This is a genomic window from Lysobacter sp. F6437 (assembly GCF_052547215.1).
Map to the genome: position 1 here is coordinate 147,037 of NZ_JBQWRB010000003.1, position 22,838 is coordinate 169,874.

Genomic DNA, 22,838 nt, shown 5'->3' on the forward strand with positions numbered 1-22,838 from the left:
AGGGTGATTCAGTCGCGCGCGGTCCGGCGTCGATAAAGTGTGAAGGTGGATCCGCGACCCGACAACCCGATATCGCCGCGCGTGGCGCTGCGTCGCCTGGCATGGCTGGCCACGGCATTGATGCTGACGCTGCTGCCGGGTTGCACCAGCACCCCGCCGGCTGCGGAGGCGGTGTCGACGCCCGTAGGCGTCGTGCCGGTGCCGCCCGCACCGCCGCCGCAACCCACGCTGGCCCAACGCCTCGCGCTCGCCGCCCCCAAGGCCGATCCCGAGGTGCTCGCGCTGGCGGTCCAGGCCCAGCAATGCGCGACCGGCAGCGGCACGGTCGCGCCGGTCGAGCGGCTGGCGGTGATCGACTATTCGCGGCCTTCGACCGAACCACGGCTGTGGGTGTTCGCGCTGGACGACGCCCGGCTGCTGTACGTCGAGCACGTCGCCCATGGGAAACACAGCGGCGCCGACTTCGCCACCGAGTTCTCCAATGTCGAGGGCAGCCTGCAATCGAGCCTCGGGCTGTTCAGTACCGCCGAGACTTACATCGGCGGCCACGGTTATTCGCTGCGGATGGATGGCCTCGAGCCCGGCGTCAACGACCACGCGCGCGAGCGCCTGATCGTGATCCACGGCGCCGACTACGTCGATCCGGCGCAGGCGCTTCGGCAGGGACGGCTGGGTCGCAGCTTCGGTTGCCCGGCGGTGCGCAGCGGCATCGCGCGCGAGGTGATCGACAGCCTCAAGGGCGGCCAGTTGCTGTTCGCCTACTACCCCGACATGGATTGGCTGAAGGGGTCGCGCTTCCTCGCGTGCACCGGCGAAGGCGGATCCGACAAGACGGTCGCTTCAGTTGCCAGCCAGCCTGGCCGGCCACTTTCACGCAACCGCGAATAGGGCTCCAGCAGGATCGACGGCAATCGATTACCGGACGATTGCCGTGACTGCAGACCTGTTTCCCTCCACTTCCCTGCCGACGCGCAAACGACACGTGCTGGCCCTGGCGTGTGCGTTCGCGATGGTGCCGCTCGCCGCGTTCGCGCAGGACACGCAACCGACGACGGCCGGGGACGCCCCGCCTGCGGCACCTGCTGGTGAAAACCGGCGGCTGGACGCCGCCAGCGTCAACGACGCCGCCATCCGCACCCCGGTGGGCGCCGACACCGGCGCGGAAGGTCCCGCGGTGCTGCGCGCGCAGATCCTGCTCGATCGCGCGCACTTCTCGCCCGGCGAGATCGACGGCGCATTCGGCTCAAATACCCGTCGCGCGATCGAGGGGTTCCAGCGCAGCCGCGACCTCGATCCGAGCGGCACCATCGATCCCGCGACGTGGATCGCGCTCAACAGCGACACCGTCGATGCGCTGGTGCGCTACACGCTGACGGCCGCCGATGTCGCCGGCCCGTTCGTGAAGATTCCCGAAGACATGGAAGCCAAGGCCGGGCTGGAGCGTCTCGGTTACGGGTCCGCGCTTGAAGCGTTGGGCGAGCGCTTCCACGCCAGCCCCGCGCTGCTGCAGCGGTTGAATCCGGATGCGAAGACCGAGGCCGGCGCCGTCTGGACCGTGCCGAACGTCGCCGCGGCCACCCTGCCGAAGGGCGACAAGGTCGTGGTCGACAAGTCCGACGCGGTGGTGATGCTGCTCGACGACGCGGGCCGGACGCTCGCCCAGTGGCCGGCGACGATGGGCAGCTCGCACGACCCGTTGCCGATCGGCGAGTGGACGATCAAGGGCGTCGCCAAGGACCCGCCGTTCCACTACAACCCGGACCTGTTCTGGGACGCCGACCCCGGCCACGAGAAGGCCGAGATCGCGCCCGGCCCGAACAATCCGGTCGGCGTGGTCTGGATCGACCTGTCGAAGGAGCATTACGGCATCCACGGCACGCCGGTACCGTCGACGATCGGCAAGACCCAGTCGCACGGCTGCATCCGCATGACCAACTGGAGCGCCCGCGCGCTGTCGGACGCGGTCGCCCCGGGGACTAAGGCCGTGCTGCGCGAATGACCACGACGATGCGAAGGGGAAGCGATCGATGAAGATCCTGCTGGTGTTCCTCGCCGGCCTGCTGGTCGGCGCCAACGCGGTGTACTTCCTCATGACCTGGGGCGACGCCGACCCCGATGCCGCGGTGGTGTTCGAACGCGAACGCAGCCAGCACACCGGGCCGGCGCCCGCGCCGCCGACCGGGACGCCACCTGCGTCGCGGGTCGTCGACCCGACCCGGCAGTCGGTGACGCCGCCACCGGCAGGGGTCGATGCGCCACCGCTGTCGCCAGCGCTATCCACCGCGCCATCGTCGACCGCGCCGCCTTCGGCATCGGCCTCCACACCGACCGTCGCCGCGGTTGGGGCGGAGCTGATCGTGCCGGTCCGCGGCATCCAGCTCGCGCAACTCGACAACACCTTCGACGATGCCCGCGGCCAGGGCCGCGTGCACGAAGCAATCGACATCATGGCGCCGCGTGGCACCCCGGTGCTGGCGGCGACTGACGGCAAGGTCGAGAAGCTGTTCACCAGCGTCCCGGGCGGATTGACGATCTACCAGTTCGATCCCGACGGACGCCATGCGTACTACTACGCCCACCTGGACCGCTACGCCACTGGCGTGGTCGAAGGCAGGGTGCTGAAACGCGGCGAGGTGATCGGCTATGTCGGCAGCACCGGCAACGCCAGCGAGGACGCCCCGCACCTGCACTTCGCGATCTTCGTGCTCGGCCCCGAGAAGCGCTGGTGGGAAGGCACCGCGATCAATCCCTACCCCATCCTCACGGGCAAACAACCCTTGTAAACGCCTCCTGTAGGAGCGGCTTCAGCCGCGATCATGGAACCGGCCTGGATAAACCGTTTCCGATCGCGGCTGAAGCCGCTCCTACAAAAGCCCCCTGCCTACGCCCGCTCGAACCGCTCGATTTCGTCGAGCTGCCGTCCGGCTCGCCGCAGGTTGCAACCCGCCAGGTCATCGATCATTGCGCGCAACCACGGGCGAGTCGGTGGGTGCCTCGACCATCGCACCGCCACCCACACGCTGCCGGCCATGGCCACCGCGCCGAACGCCAGCGTGGACACCACCCAGCCGGGCGCGGCCGCGTACAGGTCGACACCCATCCAAAGCTTGGCGCCAACCATTGTCGCGACCAGCCACAGGCACAACCATGGCAAGCCCAGCGCCACGGTGGTGACGGTGGTGAAGCGCCGCAGCCGGGCCAGGCGACGCTGGATGTCCACCACCGGGGCCGTGTAGTAGACCCCCGCGGCGAGCAGTGCACGGGTGGCGGCGGACCAGATGGCGGCGATGCCGTAGACGTGCAGGGCCAGGCCGGCGGCGAGCAGGTGCGGCGTCGCGCGGTGGTCGTACCAGAACGATGCGGCGACGATCACCATCGCGATCCAGATCGCCATCTCCACCAGCTGCGCCAGGCCGAAGTGGCGCAGCGATGCGCGGCCGCGCCCGATCCCACGTTCGCGCCGGTCCTGCAGGACGAGCGCTTCGATGCCGTCCGCGCGCAGGTCGAGCCGGGTCCACGCGGCATCGAGTTCGGCGTCGAGGCGGTTCCAGGCGGACTTCATTTCGTCGAGTTCCATCAGGGTGTCCTCGGGGTGGCGGGGGGAGCGAGTTCTTCGCGGATCCGTTGCCGCAACCGGTGCAGCTTGGTCGCCACGTTGCTTTCGGTGATGCCGAGGATCTCGGCGATTTCGCGTTGGCTGCGTTCGTCCAGGTACAACAGCATCAACGCGCGATTGAGCGGATCGAGCCGGTCGATCACGGCGTACAGCGCGCGGATGCCGGCGTCGGTTTCGCCAGGCTCGCGTGCGACCGGGTCGGGCAGCGCGGCGATCGCTTCGTCGTCGAGGCTGTCATGGTGTTGCTGGCGCAGGTGGACGCGGCGCACCTGCGAGATCGCGACGTTCAAGGCGATCCGGTACAGCCAGGTCGAGAACCGGCTGCGCGACGGCTCGAATGCGGGAAATGCGCGCCAGGCCTGCACGCTGATGTCCTGCAGCAGGTCGCGCCGGTCTTCGGGATCGCGGCAATAGCCGTGGGCGACCTTGAGCACGATGCCTCGATGCTGGTCGAGCAACGAGGCGAAGCGCAGTTGCGGCGAGTCCGCTTCGTTGGCGACGGCATCGGTCATCGGCGGATCGTTGATGGTGTCCATGCGGGGGTGGTTCGCATGGGGGCGGGAAACATCACAGCGATGTCGCGGCAAAAGGCCCGGCCCTGTCCCTCGAAGGGCTTTTTCCCTGGCGTAGGAGCGGCTTCAGCCGCGATCGTGGATCGGTATCGGCGACCCGCCATCCGATCGCGGCTGAAGCCGCTCCTACAGGTCCAGCAGCGGTGCCAGCTCGGTCCACACATGGTCGCGCAACTTCGGCTGAGCCGCGGCCACCGGGTGCAGGTTGTCGGCCTGGTAGGCGTTGCGGTCGAGTGCGATCGGTTCCAGCAGGAACGGCAGCAGCGCGGTATCGAAACGCCCGGCCAGCATCGGATAGTTGCCGGCGAATGCCTGCGTGTACGCGGCGCCGAGGTTCGGCGGCATCTGCATGCCGATCAACAGCACCCGCGCACCGGCGCCTTCGGCGGCACCGATCATGTAGGCGAGGTTGGCCGCGGTGCGCGCGGTCGGCAGCCCGCGCAGGCCATCGTTGGCGCCGAGCGCGATGACCACAACCTGCGGCCGGTGCCGCACCAGTGCGCCGACGATCCGCGCCGCGCCGCCGTCGGTGGTCTCGCCGCTGATGCTCGCGTTGACCACCTCCCAGCCGGGCTTGCGCTCGGCGATGCGGTCGGCGGTCAGTGCGACCCAGCCCTCGTCGGCGGACAGGCCGTAGGCGGCAGACAGCGAGTCACCCATCACGAGCACCGTGTGGGTCCCGGCCGTTTCAACGCCGTCGTCCTGCGCCGGCGCGGCCCGCGCGGGGCCGGCGAGCAGCAGCAAAAGCGCGACCAGCGACGCCAGCATCAAGCCAATGGCACATTGAACCGGGCGGCTGGAGGCCGCATACCTGTGTCGCACGACGCGCGTCCCGCTCACCAATCCACCCATTGCATCCGTCTCCTGTCGCCGGCGCCACGCGCTCGGCAGGGGTCGCCACAGGACCCATCATGGCCGATCGCCACGTTCAGCAGCTTGCCACCACGCCCGCCGGTTCGACACCGGCCACTGCGGCACTCGAAGTCGCCGGACTCGGCAAGCGGGTACAACTGCCATCGGGGCCGCTGACCATCCTCGATGGGGTCGGCTTCACGATCGCGCAAGGCGACACCGTCGCGATCGTCGGCGCGTCCGGGTCCGGCAAGAGCACGCTGCTGTCGCTGATGGCGGGGCTCGACACCCCGAGCAGCGGCAGCGTCACGCTCGACGGCGAGCTGTTGTCGTCGCTCGACGAGGACGGACGCGCACGGGTGCGCGGTGAGAAGGTCGGCTTCGTATTCCAGAATTTCCAGTTGTTGCCGTCGCTGACCGCACTTGAGAACGTGATGCTGCCGCTGGAGTTGCGCGGCGACGCCGAGGTCGACGCACCGGCGCGGGCGATCCTGCGCAAGGTCGGGCTCGGCGAACGGCTCGACCACTACCCGCGACAGCTGTCGGGCGGCGAGCAGCAACGCGTCGCATTGGCGCGCGCATTCGTCACCGCGCCGTCGCTGCTGTTTGCCGACGAGCCGACCGGCAACCTCGACAGCCACACTGGACAGTCGATCATCGAACTGCTGTTCGAGCTCAACGCCGACGCCGGCACCACGCTGGTGCTGGTGACCCATGACGACCACCTGGCCGAGCGCTGCCGCCACCGCCTGCGGCTCGACGGTGGCGAGCTGGTGGCGGACGAGCGGATCGCCGCATGAGTGCGACTCGCAGCCGGTCGGCCGGGATCGGCCCGGGCAACGTGCTGGCGATGGCGTGGCGACAGATGCGCCGCGACCTCAAGGCCGGCGACGTGCGGATACTGCTGGCGGCGCTGGTGCTGGCGGTGCTGGCGGTGACCGCGGTCGGCTTCGTCACCGATCGTGCCGAGCGCGCTTTGACGCTGCAGGCCAACCAGTTGCTCGGCGGCGATGCGGTGGTGCGCGGCGACACGCCGATCGGTGCGGAAATCGAACGTGCCGCGACCGGTCTGCAGTCCACCCGCACGGTCGAACTCAACACCATGATCGGGGTTGGCAGCGGTGCGGATGCACGGTTGCAGCTGGGCGACCTGCGCGCGCTGGGCGAGGGGTTTCCGCTGCGTGGCGCATTCACGCTGGTCGACGGCTCCGGCGTCGAGCGCATCGCCGGCGGCGTGCCCGCGAGCGGCACCGCATGGCTCAGCCACGCTGGTGCCGACGCACTCGATGCACGCATCGGCGACGACGTGACCGTCGGCAGTTCGCGACTGCGACTGGCCGGGCTGGTCGTGGCCGAACCCGATGCGGCGCTCGACTATTTCAATGTCGCGCCGAAGCTCTTCATCAACCTGACCGACCTGCAGGCGACCGGGCTGGTGCAGGAGGGAAGCCGCGTGCGCTACCGATTGGTGGTGGCCGGCGACCCGGGCGCGGTCGAGCGTTTCGTCGCCGAAGCCAAGCCCGCACTCGCGCGTGGCCAGCGGCTGGAGACGGTCAGCGATGCGCGGCCGGAGATCCGTTCCGCGCTCGACCGCGCCGGCCGTTTCCTCGGCCTGGCCGCGCTGGTGTCGGTGGTGCTGGCGGCGGTCGCGGTCGCGATGGCCGCGCGCAGGCACAGCGAACGGCACCTGTCGGGCACCGCGGTGATGCGTTGCCTGGGCGCCAGCCAGGCGACCCTGGCCGGCGTCCACATCGGCGAGCTGGTGCTGCTCGGCCTGTTGGCGAGCACGGTCGGCGTCGGCATCGCGTTCGTACTGCAATGGGCCATCGGCCTGTGGCTGGAGCCCGTGCTTGGCATGGCGATCCCGGCCGCGGGGTGGCTGCCGGCGGTGCAGGGCTATGGCGTCGGACTGCTGGTGCTGCTGGCGTTCGGCGCGCCGCCGGTGCTGGCGTTGCGGCGGGTGCCGGCGTTGCGGGTGCTACGCCGCGACCTCGACCCGACCGAACCCAGCGCGTGGCTGGTGGCGCTGACAGGGCTGGCCGGGCTCGGCGCGCTGCTGTGGTGGAAGGCCGGCTCGGCCACGCTCGGCACCGCGATGCTGGGCGGCATCGTCGCCACTTTTGCGGTGCTGGCGCTGCTGGCGTGGGGCCTGATCGTGCTGTTGCGGCGGTTGCGCTCGCGGCTGCGTGGCAGCCTGCGCTACGGGCTGGCCAACGTCGGCCGCCGGCCGGCGACCAGCATTGCCCAGGTCGCTTCTCTCGGTCTCGGCCTGATGGCGCTGCTGCTGCTGACCTTCGTGCGCACTGACTTGCTCGACCGCTGGCAGCTGCAACTGTCGGCGAACGCGCCGAACCGTTTCATCATCAACGTGCAGGACGACCAGGTCGACGCGGTGCGCGCGTTCATCGCCGCTCAGGGCATCGACGCGCCGACGCTGTACCCGATGGTCCGCGGCCGGCTGGTCGAGCACAACGGCGAACCGGTGTCGGGCGAGGACTATGCCGGGACCAATGCCGATGCCGACAATGATGACGCTGCCAGCGAGGATTCGCAGCGCTCGCGTCGCCGCGCCGACCGCGAGTTCAACCTGTCGATGGCCGGCGAACTGCGCGACGACAACCAGGTGGTTGCCGGCACGTTCTGGGGCGCAACCACGCCGGCCGCGCCGGAGTTGTCGGTCGAGCAGGGTTACGCCGAATCGCTGGGCTGGGAGATTGGTGACACGGTCGCGTTCGACATCGCCGGCCAGCGTTTTGGCGCCACCATCACCAGCCTGCGCGAGGTCGACTGGGAGAGCTTCCGGCCGAACTTCTTCGTGGTCGCCTCGCCGGGTGCGCTCGACGGCTTCCCGGCCAGCCACATCACCGCGGTCAGCGTGTCGCCGCAGCACCCGCGTTTCACCGCCGACCTGGTCGGGCGCTTCCCCAACCTCAGCGTGATCGACATCGACGCGGTGCTGAAGCAGGTGCGCGCAACCGCCGACCAGGTATCGACCGTGGTCGAGGTGGTGTTCTGGTTCTCGCTGCTGGCCGGGTTGCTGGTGCTGATGGCCGCGGTCAGCGCCAGCCAGGACGAGCGCCTGCTGGAGGGTGGGGTGATGCGCACGCTGGGCGGCAGTCGTCGCCAGCTGCGGATGGCGCAGGCGTCGGAGTTCGCCGCGATCGGCTTGCTCTCCGGCGTGGTCGCGGCCATCGCCGCCTCGGTGCTGGCGGGCGTGGTCGCGACCCGGGTGTTCGACCTGCCGTGGGAGGCCAACTGGGGCATGGCCGCGGTCGGTGCCGCGCTCGGGATGCTGGCTGCGCTGGCGGCGGGTCTGTTCGCCACCCGCCGGGTGCTGGATGCGCCGCCGTCGGTGACGCTGCGTGAACTGCAAGGCTGAGCCGACAGCGGTAGGAGCGGCTTCAGCCGCGATCGGGAACTGTCCGCCCGCGCCGACCCCGGATCGCGGCTGAAGCCGCTCCTACAGGATGGCGCCCATTCGCATGCGTCACTTCAGGGTGCAGTCAGCCCCGACCTCACCGCGGTGGCGTTGAAGCGTCGTGCGTAGTCGCGCTCCTCGGCGATCCGCTCGATCTCGTCGTTTTTCAGCTCCGGTGCACCGTAGACCGCGTAAGCAATGCCGTCGTCGCGCTGGCCGAGCTGGTGCAGCCGATAGCGCGGGCGGCCGGCGCCGGTGTTCTCCGGATAATGGGTTGGCGGCTCGCCGTCCATGTCCAGTTCGCTGTTGTCTACGGTGCCGCCGACGAATAGGGCGCGCATGGCATTCTCCAGTGAAGGTGTGGGGCAAGGATGGCGGCGAAGACGTTGGGTCCGGATGAAAAAAATGAACGTCATTCGTACAGTTTCTGGCAATGCCCGCAGAAGAACGCGCGGCGCTGCTTGCGGCCCAGTTTGGCTTCGAACTGCAGGCGTCGCCCGCACCGTGGGCATTCGGTCCGGGTGTGGACCTGGTAGTGCTTCTTGAGCACGTAATCCTTCTTCCATCGGTAGAAATCGAAGCTGTACTCGCGGCAGGAAGTGCTTGCCCCAACTGCGCAGCGCCTCCACCCGTTCAGCCTTCCATGCGCTGGATGTCGAGCCGGCTGTTGCCGCCCACCTCGCGTGTGCGTTGACCCGCGAACCCGGCCGCCTGCTCGCGCAGTATCACGATGGAAGGGCCTTCCGGCATCCCGGCAGCCTGCGTGGCGAACCGTCACGGACGCGTGCAGGCCTGTGCGCCGCCGGGCGCCGGTAAACTGGGCGACCCGCTGCCACAACCGCTCGCATGACCCTCGACGATCCCGCGCTGGACACCCTGATGCTGCCGTTCGAGCAGAAGCTGCTGCCGTGGCCGGACGCCGGCACGCTGTTCCTGCGCGCGCGCGAAGGCGCGGCGCTGCACCGGCGTCCGCGGACGGGACTGGTCTGCGAGCAGAGTTTCAAGCCCGATGCGGACGCCCTGCAACGCGCGGGACTGGCGCTGGTGGAGCCCGGCGATGAGCACCGTTACCCGCTGGTGTTGCTGCTGCCACCACGCCAGCGCGAGGAAGCGCGGGCGCTGTATGCGCGCGCGGTCGCCAGCGCGGCACCCGGCGGCCGGGTCGTCGCCTGCCTCGGCAACAACGAGGGCGCGCGCTCGGGCGAGGACGACCTGCGCAAGCTCGCCGGTCCGGTCGGCAGCCTGACCAAGCACAAATGCCGCGCGTTCTGGACCGCGCCGCTGCACCAGGCCGGCAGCGCCGCGAAAATCGATGTCGCGCTGTTGGCGCAGTGGCAGGCGCTGGACGCGTCCCGGCCAATCGCGGACGGGCGCTTCACCAGCCGTCCCGGCGTGTTCGCCTGGAACCGCATCGATCCGGCCTCCGCCCTGCTTGCCGCGCAGTTGCCGGCCGACCTGTCCGGTCGCGCGGCCGACCTCGGCGCCGGCTTCGGCTATCTCTCGGTCGAACTGCTGCAGCGCTGTCCCGGCATCGCCGCGCTCGACCTGTACGAGGCCGAAGCGCGTGCGCTGGACCTGGCGCGACACAACCTCGCGCCGTTCGAGTCGCAGGCCGTGCTCGGCTTCCACTGGCACGACGTCACCACCGGCCTGCCGGAGCGCTACGACGTGATCGTCAGCAACCCGCCATTCCACACCCAGGGCCGCGCCGACCGCCCCGACATCGGCCGCCGCTTCATCGCGGTCGCCGCCGAGGCGCTCAAGCCCGGCGGCCGCCTGTGGCTGGTCGCCAACCGCCACCTGCCGTACGAAGAAGTGCTCAACGCCAGCTTCGGCAGCGTGCGCACGGTCGCCCAGCAGGACGGCTTCAAGATCATCGAAGCGGTCAAGGCGTTGCCGGCGCGGCCCGAACGCGCACCGAAACCGTTCAACAAGGCAGCCACCCTGAGGGACCACGGGCGATGAAACTGGTCAAGCTCATCGCCAACCTCGGTTACGGCAGCCGCAAGCAAGTGGCGCTGATGTTCCGCGAGGGCCGCATCACCGACGCCGATGGCGAGGTGCTGTACGCCGACGACAAGGTCGGGCACGACGCCATCCGGATCGACGACGAACCGCTCGATCCACCGGCCGGAATGCTGCTGATGCTGCACAAACCGGTGGGCTACACCTGCTCGACCAAGGACAAGGGCCGGATCATCTACGACCTGCTGCCGCCGCGGTACCGGCTGCGCGCGCCGCTGCTGTCGACCGTCGGCCGGCTCGACCGCGACACCAGCGGCCTGCTGCTGCTGACCGACGACGGCCAGCTGCTGCATCGGATCGTCTCGCCGAAATCGAAACTGTCGAAGGTCTACGACGCGACCCTGGCGCAGGACCTGCGCGGTGACGAGGCGGCGATCTTCGCCAGCGGCACATTGATGCTGGAGTCGGAGAAGACCCCGCTGGCGCCCGCCGGGCTGGAGGTGGTCGACCCGCGCCACGCGCAGCTGACCCTGACCGAAGGGCGCTACCACCAGGCCCGGCGCATGTTCGCCGCGGTCGGCAACCATGTCGAAGCGCTGCATCGCAGCCGGGTGGGCGGATTGGCGCTGGAGGGGTTGCCGGAAGGCGAGTGGCGGATGCTGGACGAGGCCGATATCGAACGGCTGTTCGCCGGCTGACCAGCGGTTGCCCGGTCCCACGGCTCCCCTGTAGGAACGGCTTCAGCCGCGATCGGAAACCGGTCGATCGAACCGGCTCCAGATCGCGGCTGAAGCCGCTCCTACGATCGCAGGACGTCCAGTCGGACAACAGCGGGGAATTGCGGTTCAACAACCTGGAACTACGGTTCGAGCAACCGGCGATACCCGTCCACGCCCAACGCCTCCAGCGTCTCGATATTCCGGTCGACAATCGCATCGGGATCCGGAAACGCCGCCACCGCGCGTTCCACGCTCGCCTCGCGCAACAAGTGCAGCATCGGGTACGGCGAGCGGTTGGTGCAGTTGCCGGCGTCGTCGAACGAAGTGCCGGCGAACTGGTAGTCCGGATGGAAACTGGCGACCTGGATCTCGCCCTCCAGCCCCAGCGCATCCACCGCCGCGTCGGCCTGGTCGAGGAAATCGTTGTAGTCGTAAAAGTCCGCCAGCACGCGCGGATGGATCAGCAGCGTGGTGTCGACCACCGCCGGATCGGTGTCGTTGAGCCAGGCCAACTCGGCCGCCAACTCCTCCAGCAGCTCCTCGGGCGTGCTCGCCTCGCTGAGCACGTAACGGATCTGGTCCTTCGCCTGCACCGCCTTGGCAAACGGGCACAGGTTCAGGCCGACCACCGCACGCTGCAGCCAGCGTCGGGTCGCGGCGATCGGGTCGTCGTCCACGGTCGGAGTCCGGAGTTCGCTCAGTGCCCGCGGCGCTCAGTCACGGCGAGCGCCGCCTTGGCTGCGCTCAATCACGGAAATTGTCGAACTGCAGCGGTTGCTCGAACTCCGCGCCCTTGAGCAACGCGATCGCCGCCTGCAGGTCGTCGCGCTTCTTGCCGTTGACCCGCAGCTTGTCACCGTTGATCTGGCTGTCGACCTTGAGCTTGGCCTCCTTCAGCGTCGACTGGATCTTCTTGGCCAGCTCGCGCTCGATGCCCTGCTTGACCGTGATCTTCTGGCGCGCGCCGGCCAGGTTGGTCTCGATGTCGCCGAACTCCAGGCAGCGCACGTCGATGCCGCGCGCGATCAGGCGGCCACGCAGGATGTCGGTCATCTGCTGCAACTGGAAGTCGCTCGGCGCCGACTGGCTGATGACCTGCTCCTCCAGCGCGAACTTCGCATCCACGCCCTTGAAGTCGAAACGGGTGGTGAGCTCGCGGCCGGCCTGGTCGACCGCGTTGGTCAGTTCGTGGGTGTCGACTTCGGACACGACGTCGAAGGAAGGCATGGCAGGCTCCGCAGGTGGTCAAACCGGAAGGGTAACGCAGCCGCGTAACGATCGCGGTTCGTGATCGACGCCGGCAGCCTGCGCCGAGCCGCTCAGTCCAGCCGGACCAGTTCGATCCGCTGGTTGCGTGCATGAGCTTCGACGCTCTCGTTGCCGATGACCGGGCGGTCCGCACCGAAACCCTGCGCCCGTAGCCGGCGGGCATCGATGCCCTTGACGATCAGCGCGGCCCGGACCGTCTCGGCGCGCTGCCGCGACAACGCACGATTGCGGCTTGCCTCGCCGTGGGCATCGGTATGGCCCTCGATCGACAACCGCAGCGCGGGGTCGCGACGCAGCAGGCTGGCGATCTGCTCGACCAGCGGGTCGGCATCGGGTTGCAGCGTTGCTTTGTCGGTATCGAAATTGACCTGCAACGCGACCTTGCCGTCGGCGTCGATCGACCGCTTCATCTGCCCGGCGCTGACCGGTCGCGGCGCGGGTCCAGCGGTGTCGGCGGCGCTGCGGATTGCATCGTCGGGGCCGAGAGTGGGGACCGGCCGGCCGCCGGACGCGTTGGTGCCAGCCGCGGGATCCGCGGACAGCACCGGCTTTTCGCAACCGGCCAGTGCGAGCAACAACAGGCACGCCATGCAGGCTCGCCAGCTCCGCCCGGGTCGCCCCGTGGCGGGGATGCCTGCAATCCGGGGTTGGGTCGATGGCTGCACGCGAGGATCCCCTGCCGCACGATCGGGTCCGGCTGAATGGGATAACGCGGAATCGGGGTGCAGGGTGCCACCGCGGTGGATCGAGGCGCCGCGCCGGTATGCTCGGCGATCCATTCGCTGGTCGCCGCGCATGCCCCTGCTGCTGTTGCCACTGTTGCTGCTTGGTTTCGCGCTGGCCTGGGCGCTGCTGCTGCCGTTGGGCCTGTGGCAGCGCTATCGGCGCGGCCGCGCCCGGCGTCGTGCGGTGCCGTGGGCCGTGCGGCTCAACAGCTGGTTGTTGCTGGGTTCGGCCGGGTTGTTCCTGCTGGCGGCCTGGCTGGTCGGTCATTGGGTCGAGGCGGCGTTGCCGCATGCGTTGGTGGGGTTCCTGTCCGGCGTGCTGGCCGGCATCCTCGGGCTGTGGCTGACCCGGTTCGAACCGCCCATCCCGGGGCAGGGTGGCCTGTACTACACCCCCAACCGCTGGCTGGTGCTGGGCCTGACGCTGGTGGTGGCGGTGCGTGTCGCGTTCGGGCTGGTGCAGGTGGCACAACTGTGGGACGGGGCCGGGGCCCATGCGGCTTGGCTGGCACGCCAGGGCAGCCTGCTGGCGGTTGGCGGCCTGCTGCTGGGCCACTATCTTGCCTACGGCTGGGGCCTGCGCCGCCGGTTGCGAGTCGTGGTCCGATGAGCCCCCATCCACCCGCACTGCCCGAAGTCGTTGCGCCGCCCCCGGCCGGGCACGAGCAGTCGTCGCGCCGGGCCGCAGTGATCATGCTGTTGGCGGTCGCGGTGTTCTCGTTGATGGACGCCGGGCTGAAGGAGCTGGCCGGGCGCTATCCGCCGCTGCAGGTGGCGACGTTGCGCGGGGCGTCGTCGCTGCCGTTCGTGCTGGCCTGGGTCGCGGCCACCAGCGGACTGCGGCCGCTATTGCGGGTGCGCTGGCCGCTGCACCTGCTGCGCGGGGCGATCGGGATCGGGATGATGGCGGCGTTTGCCTACGCCTTGCGGACGCTGCCGCTGACCACCGCGTACTCGATCTTCTTCATCGCGCCGCTGCTGATCACCGCGTTGTCGGTGCCGCTGCTGGGCGAAAAGGTCGGGCCGCGGCGCTGGGCCGCGATCGCGACCGGCCTGCTCGGCGTGCTGGTGCTGCTGCGGCCCACCGGCGATGGCCTGTTGAGCTGGGCCGCACTGGCGGTGGTGGTGGCCGCACTGGGCTATGCGGTCAGCGCGATCACGGTGCGGGTGCTTGGCCGCACCGATTCGACCGCCTCGATGATGGTCTGGCTGCTGGTGTTCATGGCCATCGGCGGCGGCGTGCTGGCGGCGCCGGGCTGGGTGTTGATCCGGCCGGTCGACCTCTGGGTGATCGCGGGCGTCGGCCTTGCCGGGGCACTCGGCCAATATGCGATCACCGAGGCGTTCCGGATTGGCGAGGCCTCCCGTATCGCGCCGCTGGAATACACCGCGCTGGTCTGGGGGGTGCTGCTGGACGTGGCGTTGTGGGGCGTACTGCCCGATGCGGTGACCTGGCTGGGCGCCGCGATCATCGTTGCCAGTGGCCTGTACCTGCTCCGGCGCGAACGCATCCGCGCCGAAGACGGGGCTGCCTGACGCGGGCTTCAGTCGGCGAGGCTGCCCTGCAGGGCAGCGGCGATCGCGGCATCGCCATTGACGACGTCCTTCCAGCGCAGCTGGGGACCCTTGCGATGGCCCTTCTCGACCAGCTTGAGGCCGTCGGGGTCGATGGTCAGGGTGTAGGCGCGGTCGTCGATGTTGACTTCGCGGCGGATCGGCTTGTCGAGCTTGGTGGTCATGGCGGGCTCCCGGCGAAAGTGGGCTCTACCGTAGCGGCCGCGTGGCAAGGCGCCGTGAACGCCGCCGCGGCCGGCTGAACAGGGCAACGGCGGGCCCCGGAGGACCCGCCGCTGGAGTGGTACTGCACGGACTGATGGCTAGAAGCGAGCGCCCAGTCCGACGCCCAGCATCACCGGGTTGAGCTCGGCTTCGCCGGCACTGGCGCCGTCGAGCATCACGTCCGACTTGCCCTGCAGGTAGCGCATGTCGGCGCGGGCGAACCAGTTCGGGCTCAGTTTGACGTCGACGCCGGCGCTGGCGATCGCGCCTTCCGGGGACTCCACCGCCAGGCGCTGGCCGGCGAGTGCGCCGCTTTCAATGGTGCTCTCGCCATCGAAGTTGGTCTGGTAATAGCCCAGGCCGACGTACGGGCGCACGGTCTGGCCGGCGTCGCCGAAGTGGTACTGGCCGCTGACCGCGTACGGCTGGGCCTCGACGCTGCCGGCCTTCTGGCCGTCGACGTTGACCCGGTGGCCGAACTTGTCGACCGCGCCCCAGGCCTCGACCGCGATGTTGTCGGTCACGTAGTAGCTGGCGCTGAGGGTCGCGGCGCCGTCACCGTCGACCTGCATGCGGCTGTCGCCGAGTTGCGGGTTGCGGGTCGGTTCGCTGAGCGAATAGCCGCCGACGACGGCAAAGCGCTTGGCTCCGGTGTTGGTGGTGTCCGCTTCGGCGGCGGTGGTCTGGGTGGCGTAGGGGTCCGGGGCATCCTGTGCGAACGCGGCGGCGGGGGCGATGGCCAACAGGGCCAGGGTCAAGTGACGGATGCGGATCATGGAGAAGTCTCCTCGTTCCAATTCGGTGGGGGAGCCGGCCGGTGGACTGGCAGGCGGACACACCGTATCGGGCCGCGAATGAACATCGCTTGCCGGCCGGATCCGAAACAACGGAACTTTCATCCAAGGGCGTGATAACCCGCATCGCGCGGTCGCGATTGGCCGCCCTGAACCCCTGCTGGACAGTACGCCGGGCCGCCTTTTCGCCCATTCCCGCCCGTGGTGATGCGGTGCGTCACAGTTGGCGCCGCTACGCCGCAACGGCCACAATAGGGCTTTCGCGCATGGCGGAGCCGAGCATGGCTGAGTTGAAGGAAGCACGCGTCCCCGATATCGGTGATTACGACGGCGTGCCGGTGATCGAGGTACTGGTCGCGGTGGGCGATACGGTCAAGGCCGACCAGGGCCTGGTCACGCTCGAGTCCGACAAGGCGACGATGGAAGTGCCGGCGCCGTTCGACGGCGTGGTGCGCGAGGTCAAGGTCAAGGTCGGCGACGAGATCGCCGAAGGCGCCGTGGTCGCGATGATCGAGCCGGCTGGCGATGGGTCTGGTGGCGATGCGGAGAAGCCGGCCGACGCGAAGTCCGAAGCGAGCGGCTCGAAGCAGGCCGACTCGAAGCAGGCCGCCCCGGAACAGGCCGAACCGAAGCGTGCCGAACCCGGCCAGGCCGGGGAGCGCGTTGCGTCGTCCGAGACCGGCACGAAGGTCCCGCCGACCCGGGTCGGCGAACCCGACGATCTTGCCAAACGCGAGATCGAATCGGCCGATGGCGGCAAGTCCGACGCGCTGCCACATTCCCCGCCAGTGGTGTTCGACGCCGACGAACTGCTGCCCGGCAAGGTGCCGTACGCGAGCCCGGCGGTGCGCCTGTTCGCGCGCGAACTCGGGGTCGACCTGATGCGCGTCGAAGGCAGCCAGCGCGGCGGCCGGATCGACAAGGAAGACGTGCAGAAGTTCGTCAAGGCCGCGATGTCCGGTGCGGCCGGCGGCGCGGCGAAGGCCGGCGGTGGTGGCGGGCTCGACCTGTTGCCGTGGCCGAAGATCGACTTCAGCAAGTTCGGCCCGACCGAAACCCGCGCGCTGTCGCGGATCCAGAAGCTCTCCGGCGCCAACCTGGCGCGCAACTGGGCGATGATCCCGCACGTCACCCAGTTCGACGATGCCGACATCACCGGACTGGAAGCGCTGCGGGTCCAGCTCAACAAGGAAAACGAGAAGGCCATCGCCAAGGGCAACGCGACCAAGCTGACCATGCTCGCGTTCCTGATGAAGGCCAGTGTCAGCGCGCTGAAGAAGTTCCCCGACTTCAACGCCTCGCTCGACGCGACCGGCGAGAACCTCGTGCTCAAGCAGTATTTCCACATCGGTTTCGCCGCCGACACGCCCAACGGGCTGGTGGTGCCGGTGGTGCGCGACTGCGATAAAAAGGGCGTGATGGAGATCGCCGCCGAGACCGGCGAACTCGCCGCCAAGGCGCGCGAGGGCAAGCTCGGCCCGGCGCAGATGAGCGGCGGCTGCTTCACCATCAGCTCGCTCGGCGGCATCGGCGGCACCGCGTTCACCCCGATCGTCAACGCGCCGGAGGTTGCGATCCTCGGCGTCTCGCGCTCGGACACCAGGCCGGTCTGGAACGGCAAGGAATTCGCGCCGCGGCTGGTCCTGCCGCTTTCGCTGAGCTACGACCACCGCGTGATCGACGGTGCCGCCGCGGCGCGCTTCACCACCTACCTCGGCCAGGTCCTCGCCGACATGCGGCGGGTGCTGTTGTGATGTCGCCGCGCGCATGGCTGCTGCCGCTCGCGCTGCTGGCGACGCCGCTGGCGCAGGCCGCCGAATGCGAACTGCAACTCGGCCATGGCTGGCCGCCGGCGACCGGGAACCACGGCGACGCGGTGGAAGGCCTGCTGGTCGCGGACGCGGCGCCTGCGATGCACCTGACCTGGCTGCCCAAACGCGGCGCCGAAAGTGCGCTCATGCTGGTGCAGCCTGCCGATGGCGGCGACTGGACCCTGCGCTACGCGCGTCCGCCCGAGCGCGTCGACCAGTGGGATACCGGCGCTGGTGGCATGAAGCGCGTGTTGCTGGTCGACCAGCAGCCCGAGGTCCTTGAAGTGCCGATGCCGGCCGCCTTGGCCGCCCGCCTGGTCGCTGGCTGGCAACGCACGCTGCAGGCCGGCGTGCCGGCCGACCGCGCGGCCGAGTTCCATGACGATGAAGTGCTGTCGCTCGTGATCGGTGGCGAACGCTACAGCGGCCTGGAGCCCGGTTGCGGTGCGGGCGAGTTGCTGGTCGAACAGGCCGAGGACCTGGTCAAGACCGCCGACGAGGAGGATGCGGACGACCGTGCCGAGCGTTGGCAGGACCTGCAGCGCGACCTCGACGAACTGGACGAGGTGCTTCGCGAGGCCTCCTACGGAGACCAGGCCGCGGCCGGCTGAGCCGCGTCCATGCGCATGCGCGTCAAAGCTCCCACGGAACAGGTCGAGGACGCGGGGTTACGCGTCGCCGAATCGGTCGATGCCGCCACCCGCCAGGGCTGGCAGGGCCTGCAGCCGCTGCTCGAGTATCGCCTGCTCAACTTCGCGAGTTTCCAGCTGACCGTTGGCGGTGTGGTCGCGGCCGTACTCGCGGTGCTGATCGCACTGCTGGCCTCCATGCTGCTGCGGCGCGCGCTGGTCCGCTACGGGAAGCGCCGCCAGAACGTCAACCATGCCGCGATCTACGCGGTGTCGCGGGTCGCCCATTACCTGTTGCTGCTGATCGGCGTGATGGTCGCGCTGCGCCTGGCCGGCGTGCCGATCGGCGAGTTCGCGGTGTTCGCCGGAGCGCTCGGCATCGGCCTGGGCTTCGGCCTGCGGGAGATCTTCGCCAACTTCATCGGCGGCCTGGTGCTGCTGTTCGACCAGTCATTGAAGGTGGGCGACTTTATCGAGATCGATGCCGACGTACGCGGCACCGTGCGCGACATCAACATCCGCGCCACCCGCATCACCACCAACGACAACATCGACATCATGGTGCCGAATGCGGAGTTCATGACCGGGCGGGTGGTCAACTGGACCCATCGCGACGTGCTGCGCCGCATGCGCGTGCCGTTCAAGGTCGCCTATGGCGTCGACAAGGAGCGGGTCAAGAAGGCCGCTTTGGAGGCCGCCGCGAAGGTGCCATTCACGCTGTCGATGGAAGGCCGGTACCGGCCGCAGGTGTGGCTGGCCGACTTCGGTGACGGCGCGGTCGAGTACCTGCTGGCGGTGTGGCTGACCGAGGAAGCGACCAAGCGCAACGCCGCGATCAAGGCCGCCTACCTGTGGGAACTCGACACCGCGTTCAAGCACCACGGCATCGAGATCCCGCTGCCGCAACGCGACCTGCACCTGCGCAGCGTGTTCGGGCTTGTCGGCGACGACGCGATCGCGCTGCTGCGCGGCGTGGCACCGCCGGCAACGGCGGGCGCCGACGCAGTGCCGGAACTGAGCGAACACGAGCGCGCCGAACTGGCCGGCAACGACGCCCGCGAGGACGCCGAACGACCGGTCCAGTCCGAGGGCGACGCAGAATCCACTGAAAGCCCCGCCGCGCCGAAGCATCCGCGCGGCCATTGAGGAGACGCAGGCATGGCACAGGTTGAAGTGAAGGTCCCCGACATCGGCGATTACGACGGCGTGCCGGTGATCGAGGTGCTGGTCGCGGTCGGCGATAGCGTCAAGGTCGACCAGGGCCTGGCCACGCTGGAGTCGGACAAGGCGACGATGGAGGTGCCGTCGAGTGCCGCCGGCGTGGTCAAGGAGTTGCGGATAAAAGTTGGCGACGAGGTGGCCGAAGGTGCGGTGATCGCGGTGCTGGAAACCGAGGGCGACGCGGGTGGCGAAGAAGAAGCCCGCGAAACCGACAGCGCGGGCAAAGGGAGCAAGGCCGCCGCATCCGCAACGGATACGAAGGCTGCGACTACAGGCAAGCCAGCCGACACTGCGAAGTCGCCTCTCCAGCCCAAGGGAGAGGGCGACGCGCATCGCGCGACGGGTGGAGATGCGACGGAGGCGCCGGCGCCTTCATCCCGGCCTTCTTCCAACGCCCCGAAGCCTGCGGCCGCTTCGGGCCGCAAGGCCGACGTCGAATGCGCGATGCTGGTGCTCGGTGCCGGCCCCGGCGGCTACACCGCCGCGTTCCGTGCGGCCGACCTTGGCCTCGACACCGTGCTGGTCGAACGCCATGGCCGCCTCGGCGGCGTCTGCCTCAACGTCGGCTGCATCCCCTCCAAGGCGCTGCTGCACGCGGCCGCGGTGGTCGGGGAGGCTGCACACGCGAAGGATTTCGGCATCGATTTCGGCAAACCCAAAATCGACCTCGACAAGCTGCGCGACTACAAGGACAAGGTCGTCGGCCAACTGACCAAGGGCCTGGCCGGCATGGCCAAGCAGCGCAAGGTGCGCGTGGTCACCGGCACCGGTACGTTCATCTCGGCCAACGAGCTGGAGATCACGGCCGAAGGCGGCAAGAGCCAGTTGATCCGGTTCGAGCAGTGCATCATCGCCGCAGGTTCGCAGGCGGTGAAGCTGCCGTTCTTCCCGTGGGACGACGAGCGGGTCATGGACTCGACCGACGCGCTGGAGCTGGCCGAGGTTCCGAAGAAGCTGCTGGTGGTCGGTGGCGGCATCATCGGCCTGGAGATGGCGACGGTGTTCCGCGCGCTGGGTAGCGAAGTGACCGTGGTCGAGTTCATGGACCAGTTGATGCCGGGCGCCGACAAGGACCTGGTCAAGCCGCTGGCCGACCGCCTGAAGAAACAGGGCGTCGCGGTGCACCTCAAGACCAAGGTGGTCGAGGCCAAGGCGCAGAAGGGTGGCATCGCCTGCAAGTTCGAGGGCGCCAGCGAGCCGGAGGCGAAGACGTACGACCGGGTGCTGGTCGCGGTCGGCCGCGCGCCCAATGGTGCCAGGATCGGCGCGGACAAGGCCGGCGTCGAAGTCACCGACCGCGGCTTCATCCCGGTCGACCGGCAGATGCGCACGACGGCAAGGCACATCTTCGCGATCGGCGACCTGGTCGGCAATCCGATGCTCGCGCACAAGGCCACCCACGAAGGCAAGCTCGCGGCCGAAGTCGCCGCTGGCGAAAAGAAGGAATGGGTCGCGCGGGTGATCCCGTCGGTCGCCTACACCGACCCGGAGATCGCATGGGTCGGCGTCACCGAGAACGAGGCGAAGGAGAAGGGCCTCAAGGTCGGCGTCGGCAAGTTCCCGTGGGCGGCCTCCGGTCGCGCGATCGGTATCGGCCGCACCGAAGGCTTCACCAAGTTGCTGTTCGACGAGGCCAGCCAGCGCATCATCGGCGGCGGCATCGTCGGCGTGCATGCGGGCGACCTGATCTCGGAAGTCGCGCTTGCGATCGAGATGGGCTGCGAGGTCGGCGACATCGGCCACACCATCCATCCGCACCCGACCCTGAGCGAATCGGTGGCGATGGCGGCCGAGGTTTACGACGGCACCATCACCGACCTGTATATCCCGAAGAAGAAATAGGGCTCCGCACAGGACGGAGCCCCGGCCTGGGGGCCGGGGCTCCTGGAGCCCGCCGCTGCCATGCCATCGACGAGGAGAGAGAGTGGCGGCGGGCCGTTCCCTGTGATTGACCAGTCCCGGCGGGAAAGGTTCCGCACTCGCGACGCCCGTTCATTCGCCACCGTGATTCCAGCGGCCGGGCCGACGCCACGACTACTGCAACACACGGCCTCTGGCGGTTGCCGCGGCCCCGCAACACCTCTATAATTCGGCGGCTCAACCGGGCGCCTGTAGGTGCCCGCCATCCGCAGATGGACCTTGCATGCACGACCCTGTCGCCCTGGGCCGACGCTCCGCGCTCCGCGCTGTGGCCATTTCGGCCATCGTCGCCGGCCTGGTAGCGCTGGCCTTTGTCATGCAGGGACCCCGGCCGGCGCTGGGGGCGGCTGCGGGTGGCGCGGCAATGGTGTTGGGTAACGCCCTGGCAGCCATCATGGCGCTGGGCGGCGGCATCCAGACAGCCCGCGCGGCATTCGCGCGGCTGGTTCTCGGCACGATCGGGAAATGGGTGCTGGTGATAGGTGGATTGGCAGTTGCGCTCGGGACGTGGGGTTTACCGCCGCTCCCGACGCTGGCGGGGGTCGTGGCCGGCTTGTTGGCCTACCTCATTGGACTGAACTTCGGAAGCAGGGCTAAGCGTGAACGTTGAAACACCCTCTGGCGGCGGCTCGACCGAATACATCCAGCACCATCTGCACTTCCTGCAGTGGAACTTCGCCGAAGGCGATTTCTGGACGATCAACCTCGACACCGTGTTCTTCACGGTGCTCTTGTCGGCCCTGTTCCTGTTCTTCTTCATCCGTGCCGCGCGCAAGGCCACGCCGGGCGTGCCGGGCAAGTTCCAGATGTTCGTCGAGATGCTGGTCGGCATCGTCGACAGCCTGGTGCGCGATACCTTCCACGCGCACAGCAAGTTCATCGGGCCGTTGTCGCTGACGATCTTCGTGCTCGTGTTCCTGATGAACTTCATCGACCTGCTGCCGATCGACCTGCTGCCGTGGCTGTGGGCCAATGGCTACGAGTTGGCCGGCCACGATCCGGCCCATGCCTACCTGCGTGCGGTCCCGACCGCCGACCTCAACACCACCCTCGGCCTGGCCCTGGGCGTGTTCCTGGTGATCCAGGTATTCGGCATCAAGCACAAGGGTTTCGGGCTGTTCGTCAAGGAGGCGTTCACCGCACCGTTCCACGCTGACAGCACCCCGATGAAGATCGCGCTGGCGCCGGTCAACCTGCTGCTGCGCGTGATCGAGGAATCGGTCCGGCCGATCTCGTTGAGCCTGCGACTGTTCGGCAACATGTATGCCGGCGAGCTGATCTTCATCCTGATCGCGGTCATGACCCTGGGCGGCGCGCTGTCGTCGGGCGTGACCTGGGCAATGGCGCCGGTGCAGTTCATCGCCGACTTCGCCTGGACCGCGTTCCACATCCTGATCATCACGCTGCAGGCCTTCATCTTCATGATGCTGACGATCGTCTACCTGAGCATGGCGACCGAGAAGCACTAGTCCATCGATCCAGTTTCCAGATCCACCCGCTTTCGTAATCCCGCTTTACCTCCATCCACCTTCAGTTCAACGCGTCAAG

At 68.8% G+C, this 22,838-nt stretch carries 24 protein-coding genes and 1 pseudogene; 15 read left to right on the forward strand and 10 right to left on the reverse strand.

The window, feature by feature from the left end; all coding sequences use genetic code 11:
* Positions 1 to 120: 120 nt before the first annotated feature.
* The 3 genes from ACT9F5_RS10860 to ACT9F5_RS10870 all read left to right on the forward strand — a co-directional run bounded on the left by ACT9F5_RS10860 (position 121) and on the right by ACT9F5_RS10870 (position 2,783).
* On the forward strand, positions 121 to 888 hold the full coding sequence (locus ACT9F5_RS10860) for a murein L,D-transpeptidase catalytic domain-containing protein (protein ID WP_445120108.1): 768 nt from the start codon (positions 121 to 123) through the stop codon (positions 886 to 888).
* 121 nt (positions 889 to 1,009) lie between these two features.
* Entirely contained in the window at positions 1,010 to 1,999 is a 990-nt protein-coding gene (locus tag ACT9F5_RS10865) for a L,D-transpeptidase family protein (protein WP_445120109.1), read from the forward strand.
* A gap of 28 nt (positions 2,000 to 2,027) precedes the next feature.
* On the forward strand, positions 2,028 to 2,783 hold the full coding sequence (locus ACT9F5_RS10870) for a peptidoglycan DD-metalloendopeptidase family protein (RefSeq protein ID WP_445119967.1): 756 nt from the start codon (positions 2,028 to 2,030) through the stop codon (positions 2,781 to 2,783).
* 98 nt (positions 2,784 to 2,881) lie between these two features.
* Here ACT9F5_RS10870 and ACT9F5_RS10875 read toward each other — a convergent pair whose 3' ends face one another.
* From ACT9F5_RS10875 to ACT9F5_RS10885, 3 genes are all read right to left on the reverse strand, one after another.
* Positions 2,882 to 3,577: a hypothetical protein gene (locus ACT9F5_RS10875; protein ID WP_445119968.1), complete on the reverse strand. Its 696-nt coding sequence runs from the start codon at positions 3,575 to 3,577 to the stop codon at positions 2,882 to 2,884.
* Positions 3,577 to 4,128: a sigma-70 family RNA polymerase sigma factor gene (locus ACT9F5_RS10880; protein ID WP_445120110.1), complete on the reverse strand. Its 552-nt coding sequence runs from the start codon at positions 4,126 to 4,128 to the stop codon at positions 3,577 to 3,579. The genes ACT9F5_RS10875 and ACT9F5_RS10880 overlap by 1 nt, the downstream gene beginning before the upstream one ends.
* A 186-nt stretch (positions 4,129 to 4,314) precedes the next feature.
* Positions 4,315 to 4,956 (reverse strand): GDSL-type esterase/lipase family protein, encoded by a 642-nt coding sequence (locus ACT9F5_RS10885; protein WP_445119969.1) that lies wholly within the window; start codon positions 4,954 to 4,956, stop codon positions 4,315 to 4,317.
* A gap of 143 nt (positions 4,957 to 5,099) precedes the next feature.
* Between ACT9F5_RS10885 and ACT9F5_RS10890 the strand changes: the two genes are divergently transcribed.
* Positions 5,100 to 5,840 carry an ATP-binding cassette domain-containing protein gene (locus ACT9F5_RS10890; RefSeq protein ID WP_445119970.1) on the forward strand — a complete coding sequence of 247 codons (741 nt, stop codon included), beginning with the start codon at positions 5,100 to 5,102 and terminating at the stop codon, positions 5,838 to 5,840.
* A complete protein-coding gene (locus tag ACT9F5_RS10895) occupies positions 5,837 to 8,419 on the forward strand; it encodes an FtsX-like permease family protein (RefSeq protein WP_445119971.1) in 2,583 nt (860 codons plus the stop codon). Before ACT9F5_RS10890 ends, ACT9F5_RS10895 begins: the two co-directional genes overlap by 4 nt.
* A gap of 113 nt (positions 8,420 to 8,532) precedes the next feature.
* Here the strand turns inward: ACT9F5_RS10895 and ACT9F5_RS10900 are convergent, their stop codons facing one another.
* Together ACT9F5_RS10900 and ACT9F5_RS10905 are read right to left on the reverse strand one after the other, a co-directional pair.
* Positions 8,533 to 8,799: a hypothetical protein gene (locus ACT9F5_RS10900; protein WP_445119972.1), complete on the reverse strand. Its 267-nt coding sequence runs from the start codon at positions 8,797 to 8,799 to the stop codon at positions 8,533 to 8,535.
* A 71-nt stretch (positions 8,800 to 8,870) separates the two neighbouring features.
* Positions 8,871 to 9,059, reverse strand: a pseudogene (locus ACT9F5_RS10905) (endonuclease); the annotation flags it as partial.
* 245 nt (positions 9,060 to 9,304) lie between these two features.
* On the opposite strand from ACT9F5_RS10905, the gene ACT9F5_RS10910 reads away from it, so the two are divergent.
* Both ACT9F5_RS10910 and ACT9F5_RS10915 read left to right on the forward strand, forming a co-directional pair.
* A complete protein-coding gene (locus ACT9F5_RS10910) occupies positions 9,305 to 10,423 on the forward strand; it encodes a methyltransferase (RefSeq protein ID WP_445119973.1) in 1,119 nt (372 codons plus the stop codon).
* Positions 10,420 to 11,121 carry a pseudouridine synthase gene (locus tag ACT9F5_RS10915; RefSeq protein WP_445119974.1) on the forward strand — a complete coding sequence of 234 codons (702 nt, stop codon included), beginning with the start codon at positions 10,420 to 10,422 and terminating at the stop codon, positions 11,119 to 11,121. Before ACT9F5_RS10910 ends, ACT9F5_RS10915 begins: the two co-directional genes overlap by 4 nt.
* Positions 11,122 to 11,282: 161 nt before the next feature.
* On the opposite strand, the gene ACT9F5_RS10920 is transcribed toward ACT9F5_RS10915, so the two are convergent.
* The 3 genes from ACT9F5_RS10920 to ACT9F5_RS10930 all read right to left on the reverse strand — a co-directional run bounded on the left by ACT9F5_RS10920 (position 11,283) and on the right by ACT9F5_RS10930 (position 13,001).
* The gene (locus tag ACT9F5_RS10920; RefSeq protein WP_445120111.1) at positions 11,283 to 11,843 is read right to left on the reverse strand and encodes a DUF1415 family protein; all 561 of its coding nucleotides are present in this window, start codon (positions 11,841 to 11,843) and stop codon (positions 11,283 to 11,285) included.
* A 43-nt stretch (positions 11,844 to 11,886) separates the two neighbouring features.
* Positions 11,887 to 12,369 (reverse strand): YajQ family cyclic di-GMP-binding protein, encoded by a 483-nt coding sequence (locus ACT9F5_RS10925; protein WP_445119975.1) that lies wholly within the window; start codon positions 12,367 to 12,369, stop codon positions 11,887 to 11,889.
* Between the two features lie 92 nt (positions 12,370 to 12,461).
* A complete protein-coding gene (locus ACT9F5_RS10930; protein ID WP_445119976.1) occupies positions 12,462 to 13,001 on the reverse strand; it encodes an OmpA family protein in 540 nt (179 codons plus the stop codon).
* A gap of 205 nt (positions 13,002 to 13,206) precedes the next feature.
* On the opposite strand from ACT9F5_RS10930, the gene ACT9F5_RS10935 reads away from it, so the two are divergent.
* Together ACT9F5_RS10935 and ACT9F5_RS10940 are read left to right on the forward strand one after the other, a co-directional pair.
* Positions 13,207 to 13,746, forward strand: a complete 540-nt coding sequence (locus ACT9F5_RS10935) for a DUF1453 domain-containing protein (protein WP_445119977.1) — start codon at positions 13,207 to 13,209, stop codon at positions 13,744 to 13,746.
* Positions 13,743 to 14,672, forward strand: a complete 930-nt coding sequence (locus ACT9F5_RS10940; protein WP_445119978.1) for an EamA family transporter — start codon at positions 13,743 to 13,745, stop codon at positions 14,670 to 14,672. The genes ACT9F5_RS10935 and ACT9F5_RS10940 overlap by 4 nt, the downstream gene beginning before the upstream one ends.
* A gap of 8 nt (positions 14,673 to 14,680) precedes the next feature.
* Here ACT9F5_RS10940 and ACT9F5_RS10945 read toward each other — a convergent pair whose 3' ends face one another.
* Together ACT9F5_RS10945 and ACT9F5_RS10950 are read right to left on the reverse strand one after the other, a co-directional pair.
* Positions 14,681 to 14,875, reverse strand: a complete 195-nt coding sequence (locus tag ACT9F5_RS10945) for a hypothetical protein (protein WP_445119979.1) — start codon at positions 14,873 to 14,875, stop codon at positions 14,681 to 14,683.
* Positions 14,876 to 15,013: 138 nt separating this feature from the next.
* Positions 15,014 to 15,691 carry an OmpW family outer membrane protein gene (locus ACT9F5_RS10950; RefSeq protein ID WP_445119980.1) on the reverse strand — a complete coding sequence of 226 codons (678 nt, stop codon included), beginning with the start codon at positions 15,689 to 15,691 and terminating at the stop codon, positions 15,014 to 15,016.
* Positions 15,692 to 15,975: 284 nt separating this feature from the next.
* On the opposite strand from ACT9F5_RS10950, the gene ACT9F5_RS10955 reads away from it, so the two are divergent.
* The 6 genes from ACT9F5_RS10955 (at position 15,976) to atpB (ending at position 22,759) form a co-directional block, all read left to right on the forward strand.
* Complete coding sequence (locus ACT9F5_RS10955; RefSeq protein WP_445119981.1) at positions 15,976 to 17,463, forward strand: 2-oxo acid dehydrogenase subunit E2; 1,488 nt, start codon at positions 15,976 to 15,978, stop codon at positions 17,461 to 17,463.
* Complete coding sequence (locus ACT9F5_RS10960; RefSeq protein WP_445119982.1) at positions 17,463 to 18,131, forward strand: hypothetical protein; 669 nt, start codon at positions 17,463 to 17,465, stop codon at positions 18,129 to 18,131. Before ACT9F5_RS10955 ends, ACT9F5_RS10960 begins: the two co-directional genes overlap by 1 nt.
* A gap of 9 nt (positions 18,132 to 18,140) precedes the next feature.
* Positions 18,141 to 19,295: a mechanosensitive ion channel domain-containing protein gene (locus tag ACT9F5_RS10965; protein ID WP_445119983.1), complete on the forward strand. Its 1,155-nt coding sequence runs from the start codon at positions 18,141 to 18,143 to the stop codon at positions 19,293 to 19,295.
* Positions 19,296 to 19,307: 12 nt separating this feature from the next.
* On the forward strand, positions 19,308 to 21,212 hold the full coding sequence (lpdA, locus tag ACT9F5_RS10970; RefSeq protein WP_445119984.1) for a dihydrolipoyl dehydrogenase: 1,905 nt from the start codon (positions 19,308 to 19,310) through the stop codon (positions 21,210 to 21,212).
* A 301-nt stretch (positions 21,213 to 21,513) separates the two neighbouring features.
* Complete coding sequence (locus ACT9F5_RS10975; protein WP_445119985.1) at positions 21,514 to 21,900, forward strand: hypothetical protein; 387 nt, start codon at positions 21,514 to 21,516, stop codon at positions 21,898 to 21,900.
* The gene (gene atpB, locus ACT9F5_RS10980; protein WP_445119986.1) at positions 21,890 to 22,759 is read left to right on the forward strand and encodes a F0F1 ATP synthase subunit A; all 870 of its coding nucleotides are present in this window, start codon (positions 21,890 to 21,892) and stop codon (positions 22,757 to 22,759) included. Before ACT9F5_RS10975 ends, atpB begins: the two co-directional genes overlap by 11 nt.
* Positions 22,760 to 22,838 lie beyond the last annotated feature (79 nt).

Bases quoted from the DNA above. Each gene is read 5' to 3' on its own strand.
- ACT9F5_RS10860 (WP_445120108.1), top strand. From the start codon at position 121: ATGCTGACGCTGCTGCCGGGTTGCACCAGCACCCCGCCGGCTGCGGAG.
- ACT9F5_RS10865 (WP_445120109.1), top strand. From the start codon at position 1,010: ATGGTGCCGCTCGCCGCGTTCGCGCAGGACACGCAACCGACGACGGCC.
- ACT9F5_RS10870 (WP_445119967.1), top strand. From the start codon at position 2,028: ATGAAGATCCTGCTGGTGTTCCTCGCCGGCCTGCTGGTCGGCGCCAAC.
- ACT9F5_RS10875 (WP_445119968.1), bottom strand. From the start codon at position 3,577: ATGGAACTCGACGAAATGAAGTCCGCCTGGAACCGCCTCGACGCCGAA.
- ACT9F5_RS10880 (WP_445120110.1), bottom strand. From the start codon at position 4,128: ATGACCGATGCCGTCGCCAACGAAGCGGACTCGCCGCAACTGCGCTTC.
- ACT9F5_RS10885 (WP_445119969.1), bottom strand. From the start codon at position 4,956: ATGCTGGCGTCGCTGGTCGCGCTTTTGCTGCTGCTCGCCGGCCCCGCG.
- ACT9F5_RS10890 (WP_445119970.1), top strand. From the start codon at position 5,100: ATGGCCGATCGCCACGTTCAGCAGCTTGCCACCACGCCCGCCGGTTCG.
- ACT9F5_RS10895 (WP_445119971.1), top strand. From the start codon at position 5,837: ATGAGTGCGACTCGCAGCCGGTCGGCCGGGATCGGCCCGGGCAACGTG.
- ACT9F5_RS10900 (WP_445119972.1), bottom strand. From the start codon at position 8,799: ATGCGCGCCCTATTCGTCGGCGGCACCGTAGACAACAGCGAACTGGAC.
- ACT9F5_RS10910 (WP_445119973.1), top strand. From the start codon at position 9,305: ATGACCCTCGACGATCCCGCGCTGGACACCCTGATGCTGCCGTTCGAG.
- ACT9F5_RS10915 (WP_445119974.1), top strand. From the start codon at position 10,420: ATGAAACTGGTCAAGCTCATCGCCAACCTCGGTTACGGCAGCCGCAAG.
- ACT9F5_RS10925 (WP_445119975.1), bottom strand. From the start codon at position 12,369: ATGCCTTCCTTCGACGTCGTGTCCGAAGTCGACACCCACGAACTGACC.
- ACT9F5_RS10930 (WP_445119976.1), bottom strand. From the start codon at position 13,001: ATGGCGTGCCTGTTGTTGCTCGCACTGGCCGGTTGCGAAAAGCCGGTG.
- ACT9F5_RS10935 (WP_445119977.1), top strand. From the start codon at position 13,207: ATGCCCCTGCTGCTGTTGCCACTGTTGCTGCTTGGTTTCGCGCTGGCC.
- ACT9F5_RS10940 (WP_445119978.1), top strand. From the start codon at position 13,743: ATGAGCCCCCATCCACCCGCACTGCCCGAAGTCGTTGCGCCGCCCCCG.
- ACT9F5_RS10945 (WP_445119979.1), bottom strand. From the start codon at position 14,875: ATGACCACCAAGCTCGACAAGCCGATCCGCCGCGAAGTCAACATCGAC.
- ACT9F5_RS10950 (WP_445119980.1), bottom strand. From the start codon at position 15,691: ATGATCCGCATCCGTCACTTGACCCTGGCCCTGTTGGCCATCGCCCCC.
- ACT9F5_RS10955 (WP_445119981.1), top strand. From the start codon at position 15,976: ATGGCGGAGCCGAGCATGGCTGAGTTGAAGGAAGCACGCGTCCCCGAT.
- ACT9F5_RS10960 (WP_445119982.1), top strand. From the start codon at position 17,463: ATGTCGCCGCGCGCATGGCTGCTGCCGCTCGCGCTGCTGGCGACGCCG.
- ACT9F5_RS10965 (WP_445119983.1), top strand. From the start codon at position 18,141: ATGCGCATGCGCGTCAAAGCTCCCACGGAACAGGTCGAGGACGCGGGG.
- lpdA (WP_445119984.1), top strand. From the start codon at position 19,308: ATGGCACAGGTTGAAGTGAAGGTCCCCGACATCGGCGATTACGACGGC.
- ACT9F5_RS10975 (WP_445119985.1), top strand. From the start codon at position 21,514: ATGCACGACCCTGTCGCCCTGGGCCGACGCTCCGCGCTCCGCGCTGTG.